Raw genomic sequence first — 17,379 nt, 5'->3', positions numbered from 1 at the left:
TTATCAAATATATAAAATTTTCAATATTTTCTTTGCCAAAGCCAAATTAATTTTATTACTCATACCTACTGCCTGTCTTTTATTCAAAATGTGCGAACTTTAACTTTGCAAACTCACCACAAAATAAACCCCTCCCCTTGCCTTTCAACCCATATACCATAGACCTGCCCGTTCGGGAAATCATCCCTGCCGTCCGGGAACACCTTGCCGCCCAGAACACACTGATTGTGAACGCGCCTCCGGGGGCGGGCAAGAGTACCCTGTTGCCGCTGGCCCTCTTAGACGAGGCCTGGCTCACCGGGCAGAAAATCATCATGCTGGAACCCCGCCGGCTGGCGGCCCGCACCATTGCCGAGCGGCTGGCGCAACTGCTGGGCGAAGAAGTGGGCCAGACCGTGGGCTACCGCATCCGGTTTGAGAACCGCATCTCAGAGAAGACTCGCCTGGAGGTAGTTACTGAGGGCATTCTCACCCGCATGCTACACTCAGACAATGCCCTCAAAGGCGTGGGGCTGGTCATTTTTGACGAGTTCCATGAGCGCAGCATCCACGCCGATGTGGCCATGGCCCTTTGCCGCGAAGCCCAGGCCCACCTTCGCCCCGACCTGCGCATTCTGGTCATGAGCGCCACCCTCAACATGCCCCAGCTCACCCGCCTGCTCAACGCCCCCGCCGTAGAGAGCCAGGGCCGGCAATACCCCATCCACGTGCAGTACGCCGGCGAGACCGATGCCCAACTGCTCCATGAAATGACGGACTGCGCCATCCGCAAGGCCCTGCAAGAACAGCAAGGCGATGTGCTGGTGTTTCTGCCCGGCGAGCAAGACATTAGAAAAGTAGAGGCCCTGCTCCGGAAAGGCCTGCGCGAGGTGGCCATCCACCCGCTGTACGGCATGCTTCCCCCCGGCAAGCAGTACGCCGCCATTATGCCAGACCGCAACGGCAAACGCAAAGTAGTGCTGGCTACCTCCATTGCCGAGACCAGCCTCACTATTGAAGGCGTGACTGTGGTCATTGACACCGGCTTTGCCAAAACCCAGCGCTTTGACCCCGCCACCGGCCTCAGCCGCCTGGAGACGGTGCGCATCTCCAAAGATGCCGCCGACCAACGCGCCGGACGGGCCGGAAGGTTAGGCCCCGGCACCTGTTACCGCCTCTGGACCGAGGCCCTGCACGCCCGCCTGGCCCCGCACCGCACCCCTGAGATACAGGAAGCCGACCTGGCCCCGCTGGTGCTGGACATGGCCGCCTGGGGCATCTCAGACATCAGGGCGCTTACCTGGCTCACTCCCCCGCCCAAAGCCGCCCTGCTGTACGCCCAGGAAACCCTGCACCAGCTCAATGCGCTGGAGAACGGCCGCATCACCGCCCACGGCCGCAAAATGCACGCCCTGCCCACACACCCGCGTCTGGCGCACATGCTGCTGGCCGCCCAGGAAAGCGACCAACTGGCCCTGGCCACCGACATTGCCGCCCTGCTGGAAGAGCGCGACCCGCTGCCCCGCGAAGCCGGTATTGACCTGAACCTACGCATTGAGGCGCTTAGAAGAACCCGCAAAGAAGGGCTGCACCAAAAGCGCTTCGCGAAGATTGAAAAGATTGTTGCCTCTTACCGCCGTATGTTTTCTATTGAACCGGAGAACACGGCTGTTGACCCCTATGAAACCGGCGTGCTGCTAGCCAATTGCTACCCAGAGCGCATCGCCTACGCCCGCCCCGGCAACAACGCCCAGTTCCAACTGGCCAACGGCAAATACGCCTCGGCCGGTCACCGCGATGACCTGGCGCATGACCCCTGGCTGGCCATTGCCCACCTGCACGCCGGCGGCGAAGGCGTGGGCCGCATTTTCCTGGCCTCGCCGCTCAACCCCAAAGACCTGGCTCCGCTGGTAAAGCAGAAAGACGTGGTCTCCTGGGACCCCGAAGAAGGCGAACTCACCGCCTCCCGTGACATGCGCATCGGCTCCATCGTGCTCCAAAGCAAGCCCCTGCCCGAACCGGATGAACGTTTTTTAATCCCCGCCATCTGCGAGACCATTAAACGTGAGGGTGAGCAATGGCTCAATTTCTCTGACGCAGTGAAGCAGTTCCAGAACCGTGTGCTCTGCCTGCGCAAATGGCACCCCACCGAAGGCTTCCCTGACCTCAGCACTCCTACCCTACTCATGACCTGCAATGAATGGCTGGCCTATCACTTAGAGGACGTGGAAATCGGCCAAGACCTGTTTGACATTGACCTGCTGCCCCTGCTGCAAAATATGCTGAGCCGTGAGCAACGGCAACGCTTGGAAGAACTGGCTCCCGCTACGCTAACGCTGCCAGACGGCCACGAAATGGAACTCTACTATCCCGGCAACGCCCAACCGCCCCTGCTGGAAATCCGTCTGCAAGACGTACTGGCCTGGGAACATACCCCTACCGTAGATGCCGGAGACGTGGGCGTTGCCCTGCACCTGCTCACCCCAGATCTAAAACCGTTGAAGGTGGTGAACAACCTGCGCCACTTCTGGCAAGAGGAGTACCCGGCGTTGCAGCCGATGCTGCTAAGGAAGTTTCCGAGGGTAGTTTGGCGGTAATGGATTTATTGGCTGAAATGGCTTGGAAATCCGTGTAATGCTAATCAGAGAATTAGCTGTCCGGAAAGTGCGAATACGTGTAACGCCAATCAGGAGATTGGCTGTACGAGGATGCGTAGAGCGCTGCCGCTAACTCTACGCATAACCTGGTGAGAGAGCCTCACTCTTAGCCCCCTCTCCAGTAGAGAGTTGACCTACTCCCATACTTCCAGCATGTGAAGAACGCTATCTGATCGTCCCCCTTTTAAGCTCATCTTGTAGGGAAAAAACAGTAGCCATTTCAATGAAAGAAAAGGCGTTTTCTACCTTCCCGCCCTTTCGGATTTATCAATCTGAAACGACTCTGTCGGGGATTTATCAATCCCCGTATCTATCCAACTGGCGCGAAGGGGATTTATAAATCCCCGACCGAGTGGTTCGGGATTGGAAATCCCGAACAGCAATGTTAGTAAAAGTTTCCCTGTAAGATCAGCTTTGAAGGGGGTAGGAGGATGAGGAAGCGGAAAAAGAGGCAATGAACTTTTATCCGATGTAAAAATAGCAGACGTAAAGCATCGGGAATGCGTGGATCTGCACGAGGAATCATCCTAGACCCTCAAAGGGGGACGGAATACGCACAAAATTTCTATGGGGTAAGATTAGCCAGCAGAGAAAGGAACCCCGCTGATGCGTTTTGGGCCTGTTTCCTGCAAAACGGGCCTAAAACGCGGAAACCTATGAGGTCTTGAAGACCTCACAGGTTTAAGAACAATTGGCACAAGGCCCCAGTCACGTACCTAGGAATGAAACAAGTCGCCGGAGTCACCAGGAACCATACTATTGTTGTGCGTAGAGTTAGCGACAGCGCTCTGCGCACCAAGGGACAGCCAATCTCCTGATTGGCGAGCTATCGGCACAGAGACGCTCGCAGATCCTCCGGACGTTACAAGGTCTTTGGAGCAGGCGGCAGGGGGAGCCAACAAAAAAAGGCGCGCGACTCCCGTCTCGTGCCACGGGATGAAGCGAGTCGCCAGCAGGAGTGCGTAACATTAGTAAATAACTCTTAGCAGGTTCAATTTTAGACAGTGAAGCTGTTTAGAGTTTTATGCCTGTTTCATAAAAATAGCCTGAAAACGGCAGTTCAAGCAGCGGCAGGCGCCAGTGTACAGATAAACTTCTTGTTTTTGGCCTGTTTCCATAAAATCAGCCTAAAAATGCATGGCACCTACAGCCGCTTGCAACAGAGGAGTTGCTTTAAAGGCCAGTTGAGAAAAACTCTAAACAGGTTCAGGAAGAGCATCTTCCTTTTCAAACAATTTTCTATTTTGCCATATCATTCAATCTCACCCGCTTGTAGGCGCGTCTTCGTCTAAGGTAATTCTGCTTCTATGCTCCAGTTGTCCCGCGTCATTCTTCTCCTTGTGCTGCTTACGTTCGCTTTCCCAACTTCTTCACAGGCTCAACAGAATGCGACAGATGGGAAAGGCCCGTGGTCGTTTGGAGTGAACGGGTACTATGGGGGGTACTTCCGTTACCGGTCTGGGCTCTCCCTCCTCAATTACTCTAATCTTCATGGGGTGGAACTCTATGCCAACAAACAAACCCTGGGCAAAAGGTACTGGGAACGGAAATACAAACTCCCGGCCCTTGGGTTTGCGCTGTCTTATTTCAATTACATGGTTCCAGATGAGTTAGGTGAATCTGTGACGGCCACCTCTTACCTGGACGGCCCCCTTGCCAAAATTGGCAAAGGTAGTTTGCGGTATAACCTTGGCTCTGGCTTGGTGTATACTACCCGCCACTACAACTCCACTTCCAACGAAAACAACAAAGCCATTGGCAGCCCCATTACCTTTTCAATCCGGGGTAACCTGAGGTATGAACATCCCATGGGGGAGCGGGTTTTTCTGAACGCTATCTTTGCTTTCCGCCACTTCTCCAATGGCAGCCTGAACCAATCCAACAACGGGATGAATATGCCTTTGCTGGGTCTTGGGGTACGCTACCAGCCAAAGGGCGCAATTACAGCGAAAACAGAACAAGACTCCACCGCGCCCCAAATTGACAAGCGTTTGCGCATGAACATTAGAATGGCGGCCGGTGTGAAGGAGGTTTTGAGGGATGACTTCAAACACCCGGTGTACACGATGTCGGGCTATGCGAGCAAACGGTTCACCTATACCAACTCCCTGCTGCTGGGAGTTGATGCCATCTTTGATACGGCCATTGGGGAAGAGTACCTGAACCAAGGAATGAATTATCCGGAGGGGTACTTAGACAAACGTTCGGCGGGAATTTTCATAGGGCATGAACTACACCTGAGCCACTTGTCTTTTGTGTTCCATTTTGGGCGGTACGTGTACCAACCGCACCACTTATTCCCTGATTTCTACCAACGGTATGGCCTGCAGTACATGATTTTCAAACACCTATCTGCCAGCGCCCTGCTCATGGCCCATGACGGCCATGCCAATGTGATTGAATGGGGACTTGGTCTTCACTTATAGGTGCTGTGAACAAGCATAAGATAACATCGGTGGCATCACATGAACCGTCAACCGTTTTAAGGGTTGTTAAAAAAACACCCTAAGCGCCTGTTTAAACTTTGCCTTTCGTGCTGCAAAAGCCCATAGCAAGAACCTGCGTTCGCGCTTTGATCGCCTTCGCAACCCTGCTACGAGGCTCAAAACAGGCTTCCGCAGAACCTTACGCTTGCCGTGTTCGCTTACGAAAGCAAATTTTAAACATGCTCTAAAAACAGGCATCGCTTCTATCTTCTACCTCAGGCAGTGAAGTTTTTCTTATTTGCACCTAAGACTATAGGGCAGGAAAGAAGGGAGTGCCTATCTTTACACCTGCAACCAACTATTGAAACGATGTACACAGGACTACAGCATGCGCACTCTTACCTGGCCTATCTGGTGCTTTTAGGGGTAGCGATCTCGTTGATCTCCGCTCTGGCCGGACTTTTCGGGGGGAAAACCTTTACTGAGGGAAGCCGGAAATTAGGTTTATTAGGACTTATCCCAACGCACCTCCAGTGGGTGATTGGGTTGATCCTGTACTTTGTATCGCCGCTGGGCGTGTCAAATGCCTCCGGTGCCGCCATGAAAGATGCCACCTCCCGTCTTTATTTCCTGGAGCATCCTTTAATGATGGTTCTGGCTGTAGTTCTGATCACCATTGGCTACTCCAAAGCGAAGCGCCAGATTGGGACTAACCGCGGCTTCAAAACCATTGCCATTTTCTACGGATTGGGTTTGATCCTTATCCTTAGCCGCATTCCCTGGAATGCCTGGCCGGGTAACTAATCGTACTTACGCTTTATAGAAAAGCCGCTCTTGCATAAGTTAAGAGCGGCTTTTCTATGGCTGGTATGGCAGCCTCTCATGCATTACCGTTTCTGGCCTATTTTACTCAACTTAAAGCAAAAACACACTAGTTTTCCGCACGGTTGGCTGCCCGGTAGTTTGCTGAGTGTCGCTGCTACGCACAACTACGTTTACCTGCAAGGACAATTGATACCACTATCAATGATTGGTGCGTGTTAAGCCCGCATTTGCTACAAAGCAGAATTCTTAAGATGGTGCTCATAGAAAAAACGAAAATCCAGAAGAAATCGTTAATTTTAAGAACAAACCCCAAAAACTGACGACATGGCCTTCGAGACTATCAAGATACAGAACGAATCTGGTTCACAGGCAATCCGGATTCCTGAAAGCCACAAAATAAATGATGACAAAGTCTATGTCAAAAGGCTTAGAAATGCCCTTTACCTTATCCCATTCCACAACCCATGGCAGAACCTCTTTGAAAGCCTAAGCAAGTTCACTCCTGACTTCATGGAGGAGAGAAGCCAGCCGTTAGAACAGAAAAGGGAAGCATTTGACTAGTGGATTACCTTCTGGATACAAACATCTACATCATAAAGAAGAAGCCCGAGATTGTACTGGAGAGGTTCAAGGAGTTGACACTTGGAAACGTTGGGATTTCAACTATCACACTTGCTGAACTGGAATATGGGATAAGAAAGAGCGGCAGCCCTGACAGGAACCTAGAGGCGCTGAACCAATTTCTTGTGCCGCTGGACATCAAAGACTTCGATTATAATGCTGCCGTAGAATACGGTAAAATTAGGGCAAGTCTTGAAAAGGCGGGGACACCTATCGGACCGCTTGACACCTTGATTGCCGCACATGCCCTAAGCCTTAATACTACATTAGTTACCAACAATGAAAAAGAATTCAACAGGGTAGCAGGATTGAGAATTGGGCAAAATAAAACAACGATGCGCACACATTGTATAAAAGCCATGCCACGGCCGACGGCCTTGCACGTTTTTTATACTAGCCGATGATGTCCTGCTATGGCGCGAAAACCATTGCCACTGGCATTATCCCAAACGTGTGGTTAAACGCTCTTTTCAGAGAATACAAGAAACTTTCTAAAGAAGTGGCTTAATGACATAGACTTTCTGTCATTCAAGCTAGTTTGTTTCTGACTACTGGGGAAGAGGTCTCTTATATTGAAAGATACAAGCGGAAGTTTCCTACCCCAAACTGATTAATTCCCCGGCAAGAGGCATCTTTCAGGCAGAAAAGCCGTACCTAAAACCTCATAAACCTTTAAAACTATGGAAGATAATAACCAAGAAACCAAAGCCCTTGCTGACCTCATCCAAAATCCGCAGGAAATCTCCAACATCATTAACAATCCGGCAGATTCAGGCATGAAATTTTATCAATCACTGCGCAACAAAGACAAGCAGTATGTAGCCTTTGCAGCAGGAATTGGACTGATTGCCTACGGCTTCTTTCTGGGTAGAGGAAGTAAAAAAGTAAGTGCCGGGCATTCCAGCGGAAAACGTAGCGGTGGCAAACACGCTGGCGCAGGTCAGACCAGCACTGCCAACACCGGAAATACCGGCGGCAACGCGAATGACGATGATGTACACAATCAGAACGTAGTAGGTGGCTACAACGGCGGCGACTACCAAGGTGGCCAAAATAACGGTTAAGCAGTTGCCTTCCGGCAGAATCATCTTTTTGAGGGGTGCGGGTTTAAACCCGCACCCTTTTTTGTTTGTCCTTTCTATACTCAAAGCATGAAGCTGTTTAGAGTTTCTGGCCTGTTTTTATAAAAGTAGCCTGAAAACGACGGTACAAGCATCTGCATGCGCAGTGTACAGCTAAACCTTTTGTTTTTGGCCTGTTTTCATAGAAATAGCCTCAAAACAAAAGTATAACCGGTTGCTTGCCCCAGAGGAATTGTTTAAAATACCGGTTAATGAAAAACTCTAAACAGGTTCTATAAGAAAAACCATTACTTGAGATTGTATATGCTTGATATTGCGGTGTTGAAGCTGTTTTGCAGATGAGGGCCTACTTCATTCTCCTATAAGTAAGAATGATACGTGCGCAGTGCATTTGTAAACCTGAGGGAGGGTATCTGATCTTCCGCAAGCGCCCCACTGATGCGTTTTGGGGCTTTTTTACGGAAAATGGGCCAAAAACGGAATGGGCGCAGACACTTGTAGGAGCTGTGCGCACTACGAGGCCTTTGGAGCAGGCGGTGCTGCGGAAAACAGGTTTGATAAGTACTGCCGCTTCATCCCGTCTCGTGACACGGGATGAAGCGGGTCTCCAGACTCGCCGCGCCGGGAACCACGGCAGGATGGCGTAAGGTAAGGTTAAGGGATAGCGTTCTTACAGGAACATGGGCGTAAAGACAATGCTTCTTTCCACATTGGTCCCTTTTCGCACTTCTTGGTTTTTAAAAGGCCGCTCTACATCAGCGTTTAAAGTCATTTCATTGGTTACTTTTGTAGAAGAAGACTTTACCGGGGAGTACATTGGCTTTCAATAAACACCATTGGCCAGCCTTAAGTAAAGATACCTACACCAGTCAATCCAACATTGCCTCTATATTTTTAAGATGATTACCAGTATACAAGAACTTAATAAGAAAGAAAAAGGCTTTTTCGCACTTGTCCTCATATTTTTTATAACCCTTTACTTCGCCCGTTTGAGTGGTGTGAACTCGGTAGTGACAGGTTTGCTGGTGGTTTACAGCTTTTCCCTAAGCACCTTGCAGGAGAAATGGGACACCTTGAAACAAAGACCACACATACAGGGCATGCTTGTTTTTTTCCTGGCGTTGGTAATCAGTACGCTGCTGTCAGAAGATGTGGCAAGGGGTATGCACCATTTGAAAATAAGGCTTCCGCTTTTACTCTTTCCCGCAAGTATTGGGCTGCTGCAACTCCAGAAAAGTTTGAAGGAAAAGATTTTACTTTCTTTTGCCGTCATCACCACCCTGGTAGCTGTTCTGTGTTTAGTTACCAGCATATATGCCGCCACTACCTTCAATAGAACAGATTATATGTACAATGATGCGCTTACTGGCGTCACAAGACAGCAATCTATTTATGTGGCATTGGCCGTCAATCTGTCCATTTTCATTTTCACTAAGAATATCCTCTTTGGAAAGACTAAGCGAAAAGGAATGATGCTGCTGGCGGTTGTCTTTCTTATTGCTTTTAGCTACTTGTTAGCCAGCAGAATCATGTTGGCGCTACTGCTGGTTACCACCCTCTGCTTTAGCTTTTACTACATTATCCGTCACCGGAAAATAGTAGAAGGCGCCGCTCTTGTTTTAGGCCTATTTTTAGGAATAATGGCGATAAACAAGCTAATGCCTTCTACTTTTAACCGGTACAAAGAACTCACCTATAGAAGCTTTGATTTTGAAAGCCGGGGCAAGGAAAGCCATTACAATATGGAGGTCACCCCAGACCAGTGGAACGGGGCGAATTTCAGATTAGCTGCCTGGACCTGCGGCCTGGAGGTATTTCAGAGCAGCCCTTTGAAAGGGGTAGACTTGGGAGATAAAGAGGCGGCCCTTCTTGAAAAATACAAAGAGAAGAACTTTTATGTAGCCATTGAAACGGACAAGAACGTCCATAGCAACTACCTGGATGTCCTTTTTAGCTTAGGGATTGTAGGGTTTCTCCTCTTCCTGATGGGTTGGCTAATCCTGCCCTTGGCTTCTGCTTACAAGCACCAGAACGGATTGGCCATAATCGTTATCCTAACCTTTGCCGCTGCCTGGATCACGGAAGTCTATTTTGGCAAGAACTTCGGAACCATGTTGGTAGGCTTCTTTATTCCTTTCTTGCTAACAGAAGGCCATAAAACAAAAGCAGCCCGGCAGTAATCTGCCGGACTGTTTGGTATTTGCAAATATTCTAGGTTTTACTGGTTATCTTCCATATAAAGTTCTATGGCTTTTTCAGTATCGCCATAGAAAACTAGTTCTCCGTGTTTCAGGAAAGCTGTTCTATTACAGTATTGCCGAATTACTTCCATGCTGTGGCTAACTAAGATTACAGTTTTACCTTCAATCCAAGAGCTTTCAAATACTTTGATTGCTTTGTCCTGGAACTTAACATCACCTACTGCAAAAATCTCATCCAGGAACATGATATCTGCACCAGCTTTCACCGCAATAGAAAAAGCTAAGCGTGCCACCATACCTGAAGAGAAGAACTTAATCTTAGTATCTACAAACTCTTCTAGCTCTGCAAACTCAATGATTTCTTTGAAGATTGCATCAATTTCCTTAATGCGTAGGCCCAGCACAGATCCAGAAACATAGACGTTTTCACGGGCAGTAAGTTCATGGCTCATGCCAACTCCCAAATTCATGAGCATTGTAGAACCATTGATACGAATTTGCCCGCTATCACTTGGATAAACCCCTGCCAAAAGCTTTACCAGAGTTGATTTCCCACAGCCGTTTCTGCCTAGCAGGCCTATGCATTCGCCCTTCAGAATTTCAAAAGACATGTTTTTAACCGCTGGCACATATCTACTCCTGGAGGGTTTAAAAATGTTAAAGAGCCGGTTCTTAACTGTATTGTGACTGTCTTCTGAAATATGAAACGTCTTACTTATATTTTTTGCTTCAATGGCAAATTCCTTCTCCATAAATATTATAACTTTTCAGCAGCTCTTGCTCCAATCTTATTCAGCATAATTAAACCTATCAGCAATAGTAACAGAGCGTATCCTAAATCAAAGAATAACAGCCCAAAATCAGGAAGACTCTTTTCCATCATAACTTTTCTGGCATTTATTATGATACCGGCAATGGGGTTGATATACGTCAAAGCAGGAAGTGACTCTTTGAATAACGCCAGCTTGTAGAAAATAGGAGAAAGGAAAAAGAGTGCGGCTGTAAACACCTGCCAGATTTGTGTAATGTCCTTTGCTAGCACATAAATACAGGAGAGAATCAAGGAAAGAGCAAGAGATAATATAAAAAGGATGACGAACAGGGGCACAATCCAAAGGTTCAATAAGCTAAGCCCTACTAGATCTGTTTCAATAAAATTCAGGAAGATAACAAACATGCTTAAGTTAAAGAAGAAGCCGATGCTGTTGCTCAAAAGCGTAGAAAGGTAGATCTCCATCTTATTCATGTTGCTGTATTCATAGAGATACTTCTTGGTCTGAAGTATCTGAACAGTACCAGAAGTACTTTCAACGAAAAAATTCCACAGAATTAATCCAATGAATAGATAAGAAGCAAATGCTGGAACATCCGTCTTCAAAATTGTTTTAAAAACAATATAATAAATAGCAACATCCATTAAAGGCTTCAAAAGCGCCCATAACAACCCGAGGTTGTTTTCATAGTATCTTAATTTGAACTCAATTTTGGCTAATAGCCATAGCCGTTCCAGTTTATTTGATCCAACTAAGAAACTGGTAATCATTTTGATCATAATACTTGTATTGATTTTACTTTACTGTAGCCCGCTAGGGCTATCTTTCGCAAAAGTGGTTGCTGCTTGATTATAGAAAACAATTTTCTGAGTACTTTATGATACTTAGAGTTTCCTGAAAATAAATGGTAGTCCATGGTAGGGTTCTCAATTTCAAACCCCGGGCCATTGGCATTTAGTAAATTAGAGATTTCAACCCCATAGTTATCATAGAAGGTCTTATGCTTTTCTGCTAAAATCTTATATAGGTAACTTTTGTTCTCATTATTGAAACCTCGGGCCATTGAATTTTTTCTGACCCTGTAATTAAATAAAGTCTCGGGCAGCACTACTCCCTTGTACCCATTCGCCACTAAGTTTATGACACTATCATAATCTTCCATACCGTACACAAACTTCTTGTCATTCAATCCACCTGCCAAAAATGATTCTTTCTTGTAAACTAAACTACTGGAATTGACCATGTTGTGAAAAAGCAAATATGGCGGTTCTGGATTGAAAGCTGGCCAAACGGAGTTTGAATTTTCAAAATACTGTACCCAGCATCCTACAAAATGAACATTGGGCTTAGACTTCAATACGTCAACCGCTTTTGAGAAGTAATTTGGGTGCACGGTATCATCCGCATCTAAAAACGCTAAAAAATCACCTTTAGCGTTTAAAGCCCCTGCGTTTCTAGCTTCAGCTAACCCTTTATTCTTTTGTGTGACTATTGTTATCTGATTATCTTGTTGTAGCTCCTGAAGAACCATCAGGCTTTCAGGTGAATCGCTCCCATCATCCAATACAATTATCTCAATGTTTTGATATGTAGAAGATTTAATGGAATCAATGGTTTCTTTTACCAAGTGTCCCATATTATAATGGGGAACCACAACAGATAAAAGGGCTTCCTGGTTTCCATTAGATTTTCCAGCAAAGTCAGATTCTATCTCAGGGCCATTATGGGTATAAATAAAATTTTTGACTGGCAAGACCTCTTGTTTACAGATTTCCAGCACTTGCATCTTTTTAGTATGATAAGCAGTGGGATCACATTCCTGAGCAACCTTATTTGCTGCGTTGTTGCCAATCACCATCAATTCTTCTTCAGACAAGGAAAAAATCTGGTTGATTTTTTCCTCTAAACTATCTGGTTGGGAGTGGTCAAATAGAAATCCATTAATGCCATCTTCTATAATTTCACGGTGCCCTCCCTGTTTTGAGGCTAACACCACTTTCTTTTCAGCCATACACTCAACCACGGTGTAAGGGAAATTGTCAACTGTGCTAGGAACCAATATAACTTTAGCATCTCCTAACTCTACCTTAACTTTGTTAGGAGGTAGTGCCCCTGTCATCTCTAACAAACCTTGCTTTACAAATTCTGAATAGGAATCTATGATGTAATCACCCATCATGCATTGTTTAGCATGATAAAAGTAATTCTTATTACCTATTAATTTCAATTTATACTTATGACCTTGTCTCCACAAACTCTTGAAAGACTGCAAAGTTTGCAATATCCCCTTGGCAGGAGAGAGCTTAGCTAAAAATATTACCTGATGACCAGCGGTGCCTTTTTCAATTGGCTCACTTTCAATTTGAAACGGATTGGGCAGCACATAAAACTTTCTATTGAAAGAATGTCTTTCTTGTAATCGGTCAATTAAGTATTGACTTGGAGATATACATACATCTGCGGCTTGTATGCAATACTTTTCCATTTCCCCAATCCAGAAGTAGGGTAACTTGTAATTATTTACGTGATTGAATTCGTAGTAAAGAAAAGAAGGCGCGTGGCAGGTTATCAGAACCTGGAGGTCTCTAAAAAGCGGATATCCAAGATGCTTTTTCTGCAATAAGAAAAAAGCAATTCCATTATATTCCTGGGCCTCCACCCAGGTTGGAACCCCCTCTTTCTCAGTATAAATTTTAACTATCTCAGCAAAAGAGTAGCTGATCATCGTTTCAAACCCTAAAAAAGAAGCAGTATTTACTAAATGCGGAGAAAATTCAACAATCCTAATACCCTCTATTGTTCTCTCAGCAAATTCAGTGATGGCATCATTAGGAAGAAAAACGGTGATCTCGTGTCCTTTGGATTTTAAAATTTTAGCCCATTGGTAACAATAAGTTCCTATTCCTCCGCCATAGAATGGAGGATACTCGGTTGTCAATAACCAATAAATCATTTATTAAGTATTTAATCTTAATCTTCTTTCGACTTTATTGAATCACAACCAATTTGTCTAATTACAACATCACAATACATTTGTGGATGAAGGGCCAAATATATTATTTCATAATCGTGATTAACACAAACTTCATTTACAGCATGAATTACTCCATACGGGAATGCTTCTTGATGAGAATAGAATATATAGTCGTTCAAGACAATATAACCAGATGATTTTACGACTCTTATCGCTTCACTTAGATCTTTAGAAACACCTGGATATTTATGATCCGCATCTAAGTAAATCCAATCAAAGTAATTATCAGGAAATTCTTTCAACATTTTCCAAGAAAATCCCCGCTTTAAAACAACTTTCCCACCATCAATATCATTTTTAAATCTTTGATTCACAAAGTCAAAGTGGTTCTTAGCATAAAACCTTTTATATTCATTACCACTCCAATCATCTATATTAAATGTATCAATTAATACCAACTGGGAGGGATTAGTTTCACGAATAATAAACTCAGAGAAATCACCAGCAAGAACACCTATCTCTGCTACGATGGCATTACTTGGAAGCTTATTTAGAATAGCATATCTATCAGGTAGTACTACACAATTAGCAAGGTGTTTATGATCTAGCTTTACTGGATTAACAAATTCTTCCATTTATATGCGATATTTAGATTATAAGGTTTATATGAAATAAACTACTGTTTATCCCCTCTAAAAAGAAGCAATCTCTGCCTATTGATAGAGCTAACATTCCCCTTCTTCCAAGTTTTTTAACTTTTCTCAAAAATAAGCCAAAAACAGAAATAAGGTTCCTTATTAGGGATACATGAGCCAGAAACCGTTGAAATACTAAGCAGGCTTAAAGTATAAAGCCAATGCATTCTCAATTAAAAAGCTTTCGCTTACCAGTAACTATCTTGATCAGGTGACCTAATCGTTTAAACCATAGAGGTAACACCTCATACTCTTGATGATACCACAACTTAATCACCTCAACTTTATCCTCATCCATGGCTGAAAACCTTCCTCCTTCGTTTGGATTTTGCGAATCCTTCTGATTAGAGTTAAGTGAGGAATAATAAGGAGTATACGTAGGATTATCAAAAAGAAAACTTGGCCCGTTAGCTTGCAACAGGTTAATTATATCAGTTGAATATTCTTTGAAAAAATCATTATGCTTTTTTGTCAATAGCTTGTAAGCATCTAAATGAATAAAAGGATTGAACGTTCGCGATAATGAATCTGGATGGATTCTATAATTAAATAATAATTCAGGAATTATGATACCTCTAAAACCATTCTGTACTAAATGAACAACTGACTGATAATCTTCATAGGCAGGCATCATGTCCATGTCGTTCATCCCTGATGTAATAAAATCTGCCCTTTTATAAACTAATGAAGAGGAGTTTACAGAATTGTGCAGCAATATATAGGGTGGTTCAGGGGTGAACGTTGGCCAAACTCCTTTAGCCCCATCGAAATATTGAGTCCAACAACCTACAAAGCTAACATTCTCATACTTATTCATAATGTTTATAGCCTTTGCATAATAATTGGAATCCACCATATCATCTGCATCTAAAAAAGCAAGATATTCCCCAGAAGCATACATTGCTCCAGTATTTCTTGCTCCAGGAAGGCCCAAATTATCCTGAGTTACAATCTTAACTGGATACTTTTCATTTACATACTCTAGGACGTGTAAACTTTCTATTTCATCTGACCCATCATTCACAATTATTATTTCTTTATTAGCATAGTTTACTAATAGAAGATTCTTAATTGTTTCTTCCAAATACTTACCTGTATTATAATAAGGAATCACAATTGACAGTTTGTTATGAGAAGAGGCAAGTTCTTTAACAGGAATCTTCCTTTGTATGACCCTTGTGAACGGATACTCATTTGAGCTAAAATGAACATAATTATTGATTATGTTCATTTTATTTTCAAAAACCACATCATAGCTACATAGGCTACAAATTCTATTGACCGCTCTTTTTGATACTAATGAGTACTCTTCGGCAGAAAGAGACAAAATTCTTTTTAACTGTTGAGAGAAGGAACTTAGTTCATTTAGATTATAAATGAACCCTGATTTTCCATCTTCAATAATCTCAACTTGCCCTCCCCCATTTGACACCAACACAACTTTTCCTAATGCCATTGCTTCTACAACAACATACGGGAAATTATCCACAATACTCGGCACTATAACAACTTGGGCTTTAGCTAATCTAGTATTTAATTTATGCGGCTCTAATTTGCCTTCAAATTGAATTTTGCCTTTATCGTAATACTTTCTATATTTTTTTATTATATACTCCTTCATACTCATTTGATAAAGATCATAGAAATGATCATCACCAATAATTTTTAAAGGATAAGCAAAACCTTCATCCCATAGTTTTGACATTGTCTTTATCAAATCTAAACTTCCTTTCTGATAAGTTAGTTTACCAAAAAAAACAATATCCCCAATTTCAATTTCATTGGATGTTTTGGGTGTATTGTCTAAAGCATAAGGGTTAGGTAATACATTATATAAATGAAGTTTATCTCCAATTTCATTAGAAGTATTATCCAGCATATACTTACTTGGAGAGATAAAAATGTCCGCTGCTCGCATTGTCCATTTCTCCATCTCACCTATCCAAAAGGTAGGCAACTTATACAATGGATCTCTACAATGATCATGATAAAAGTATGAGGGAGAATGCAGCGTTAATATAATAGGCACATTCTTAATTATTTCTTCTCCAATTTTTTTTCTTTGCAGTAGATAATAACCAATTCCTTGATAGTCCTGCACTTCTATAAAAGAGGGGATTATAACTTCACGGGCATATTGTATTATTATTTCAGAAAAATGATAACTCAGAGCAGCATGATAGCCTAAGAATTCATAATAATATTTACCAGCTGGCTTAAACCGTACAATTGTTAAATTTCCATGCTTCTCCTCCTGTAAGCGATGGCTTGAAAGCGAGTTATCTGAAACGAAAACCTTCACATTTACTCCTTTGCTGGACAACATTAGAGCAGTATGATAATTATAAGTACTAATTCCACCACCATGAAAAGGAGGGTACTCTGTTGTTAGGATCCAATATTCCATCAAAAAAGATACAGTTTTATTTTTTTAATAGTTTTTCTTTTATAACTCCAAACAGGCTTCTATTTTCATAAGTACTCTTGTACCACTTCAAAGATAGTTCTTGCTCTTCTATCTTTTGTTTCAAATAAAGAGTTTCACTATCACTTAGCATAAATTGTTCATTTCTTAAGCCGAGCATTTTATCCATAGCTTCTAGTCTGCTTTCTTTTTCAATAAGCCTTTGGCTTAAGTCCTCAACCATACTTTTCAAAAACCTATTGCTATCTTCTAAGCTCTTAGATCTGCTTACTAAGCTCTTAGATCTGCTTAGCTCAACATCAATCTTATCATTCAAAATCTTGATATTTACTGCTTGCTTATTGGCCTCTTCTTGTAAGGGATTGGTTAACTCAAGAACCGGTGCTGAAATGTTCGCTTTCTCGTTCCCGTTAAAAGGCAATGTAAACCTACCTAAACTCTGTTTAAGAAAATCATGTTCAGGAACACTCCCAACTATTGTATTACGAACAAAAAACAACTCTATTTTCCCTCTTTCAAAACCTGAAAAACATTCATATTGAGTAAGATTATCTAGTGGTTGAACAAGCTTCACTTCAACACTCATATAAATGCCCCATAATCATGCAGTAATTTCAATCTTGCATAATTCCAAACATTTACCCAATCTATATTCTTAACAGCAACTAATAGAAATTCATTATCAAATTCAAAATTACTTCCATTCCATCCTCTTATCTCC

General features: G+C 43.6%; 13 protein-coding genes. 7 read left to right on the top strand and 6 right to left on the bottom strand.

Annotated elements, in window-relative coordinates:
- The first annotated feature begins 137 nt into the window (after positions 1 to 137).
- From hrpB to HHO50_RS14900, 7 genes are all read left to right on the top strand, one after another.
- A complete protein-coding gene (gene hrpB, locus HHO50_RS14930) occupies positions 138 to 2,576 on the top strand; it encodes an ATP-dependent helicase HrpB (protein WP_181306877.1) in 2,439 nt (812 codons plus the stop codon).
- A 1,367-nt stretch (positions 2,577 to 3,943) separates the two neighbouring features.
- On the top strand, positions 3,944 to 5,062 hold the full coding sequence (locus HHO50_RS14925) for an acyloxyacyl hydrolase (protein WP_181306875.1): 1,119 nt from the start codon (positions 3,944 to 3,946) through the stop codon (positions 5,060 to 5,062).
- A 369-nt stretch (positions 5,063 to 5,431) separates the two neighbouring features.
- On the top strand, positions 5,432 to 5,866 hold the full coding sequence (locus HHO50_RS14920; protein WP_181306873.1) for a hypothetical protein: 435 nt from the start codon (positions 5,432 to 5,434) through the stop codon (positions 5,864 to 5,866).
- A 345-nt stretch (positions 5,867 to 6,211) separates the two neighbouring features.
- On the top strand, positions 6,212 to 6,448 hold the full coding sequence (locus tag HHO50_RS14915; protein WP_181306871.1) for an antitoxin: 237 nt from the start codon (positions 6,212 to 6,214) through the stop codon (positions 6,446 to 6,448).
- Complete coding sequence (locus HHO50_RS14910; protein WP_181306869.1) at positions 6,448 to 6,912, top strand: type II toxin-antitoxin system VapC family toxin; 465 nt, start codon at positions 6,448 to 6,450, stop codon at positions 6,910 to 6,912. The genes HHO50_RS14915 and HHO50_RS14910 overlap by 1 nt, the downstream gene beginning before the upstream one ends.
- Before the next feature lie 276 nt (positions 6,913 to 7,188).
- Entirely contained in the window at positions 7,189 to 7,572 is a 384-nt protein-coding gene (locus HHO50_RS14905) for a hypothetical protein (protein WP_181306867.1), read from the top strand.
- Between the two features lie 1,016 nt (positions 7,573 to 8,588).
- On the top strand, positions 8,589 to 9,770 hold the full coding sequence (locus HHO50_RS14900; protein ID WP_370457606.1) for an O-antigen ligase family protein: 1,182 nt from the start codon (positions 8,589 to 8,591) through the stop codon (positions 9,768 to 9,770).
- Positions 9,771 to 9,808: 38 nt separating this feature from the next.
- Here HHO50_RS14900 and HHO50_RS14895 read toward each other — a convergent pair whose 3' ends face one another.
- The 6 genes from HHO50_RS14895 to HHO50_RS14870 all read right to left on the bottom strand — a co-directional run bounded on the left by HHO50_RS14895 (position 9,809) and on the right by HHO50_RS14870 (position 17,244).
- Positions 9,809 to 10,543 carry an ABC transporter ATP-binding protein gene (locus tag HHO50_RS14895; protein ID WP_181306863.1) on the bottom strand — a complete coding sequence of 245 codons (735 nt, stop codon included), beginning with the start codon at positions 10,541 to 10,543 and terminating at the stop codon, positions 9,809 to 9,811.
- Between the two features lie 5 nt (positions 10,544 to 10,548).
- A complete protein-coding gene (locus tag HHO50_RS14890; protein WP_181306861.1) occupies positions 10,549 to 11,343 on the bottom strand; it encodes an ABC transporter permease in 795 nt (264 codons plus the stop codon).
- Positions 11,340 to 13,517 carry a glycosyltransferase gene (locus tag HHO50_RS14885; RefSeq protein WP_181306860.1) on the bottom strand — a complete coding sequence of 726 codons (2,178 nt, stop codon included), beginning with the start codon at positions 13,515 to 13,517 and terminating at the stop codon, positions 11,340 to 11,342. Before HHO50_RS14885 ends, HHO50_RS14890 begins: the two co-directional genes overlap by 4 nt.
- 17 nt (positions 13,518 to 13,534) lie before the next feature.
- Complete coding sequence (locus tag HHO50_RS14880) at positions 13,535 to 14,173, bottom strand: class I SAM-dependent methyltransferase (protein ID WP_181306859.1); 639 nt, start codon at positions 14,171 to 14,173, stop codon at positions 13,535 to 13,537.
- 229 nt (positions 14,174 to 14,402) lie between these two features.
- Positions 14,403 to 16,640, bottom strand: a complete 2,238-nt coding sequence (locus HHO50_RS14875; protein ID WP_181306858.1) for a glycosyltransferase — start codon at positions 16,638 to 16,640, stop codon at positions 14,403 to 14,405.
- A gap of 16 nt (positions 16,641 to 16,656) precedes the next feature.
- Positions 16,657 to 17,244, bottom strand: a complete 588-nt coding sequence (locus tag HHO50_RS14870) for a hypothetical protein (protein WP_181306857.1) — start codon at positions 17,242 to 17,244, stop codon at positions 16,657 to 16,659.
- Between the last annotated feature and the right edge of the window lie 135 nt (positions 17,245 to 17,379).

It is taken from the genome of Rufibacter sp. XAAS-G3-1, assembly GCF_013623775.1.
In the GTDB taxonomy this organism is placed as follows: Bacteria; Bacteroidota; Bacteroidia; order Cytophagales; family Hymenobacteraceae; genus Nibribacter.
This window is presented reverse-complemented; position numbering and strand designations above follow the sequence as displayed.

Coding starts and splice junctions, on each gene's coding strand:
- HHO50_RS14925 (WP_181306875.1), top strand. CDS start 3,944: ATGCTCCAGTTGTCCCGCGTCATTCTTCTCCTTGTGCTGCTTACGTTC.
- HHO50_RS14920 (WP_181306873.1), top strand. CDS start 5,432: ATGTACACAGGACTACAGCATGCGCACTCTTACCTGGCCTATCTGGTG.
- HHO50_RS14915 (WP_181306871.1), top strand. CDS start 6,212: ATGGCCTTCGAGACTATCAAGATACAGAACGAATCTGGTTCACAGGCA.
- HHO50_RS14905 (WP_181306867.1), top strand. CDS start 7,189: ATGGAAGATAATAACCAAGAAACCAAAGCCCTTGCTGACCTCATCCAA.
- HHO50_RS14895 (WP_181306863.1), bottom strand. CDS start 10,543: ATGGAGAAGGAATTTGCCATTGAAGCAAAAAATATAAGTAAGACGTTT.
- HHO50_RS14890 (WP_181306861.1), bottom strand. CDS start 11,343: ATGATCAAAATGATTACCAGTTTCTTAGTTGGATCAAATAAACTGGAA.
- HHO50_RS14885 (WP_181306860.1), bottom strand. CDS start 13,517: ATGATTTATTGGTTATTGACAACCGAGTATCCTCCATTCTATGGCGGA.
- HHO50_RS14880 (WP_181306859.1), bottom strand. CDS start 14,173: ATGGAAGAATTTGTTAATCCAGTAAAGCTAGATCATAAACACCTTGCT.
- HHO50_RS14875 (WP_181306858.1), bottom strand. CDS start 16,640: ATGGAATATTGGATCCTAACAACAGAGTACCCTCCTTTTCATGGTGGT.
- HHO50_RS14870 (WP_181306857.1), bottom strand. CDS start 17,244: ATGAGTGTTGAAGTGAAGCTTGTTCAACCACTAGATAATCTTACTCAA.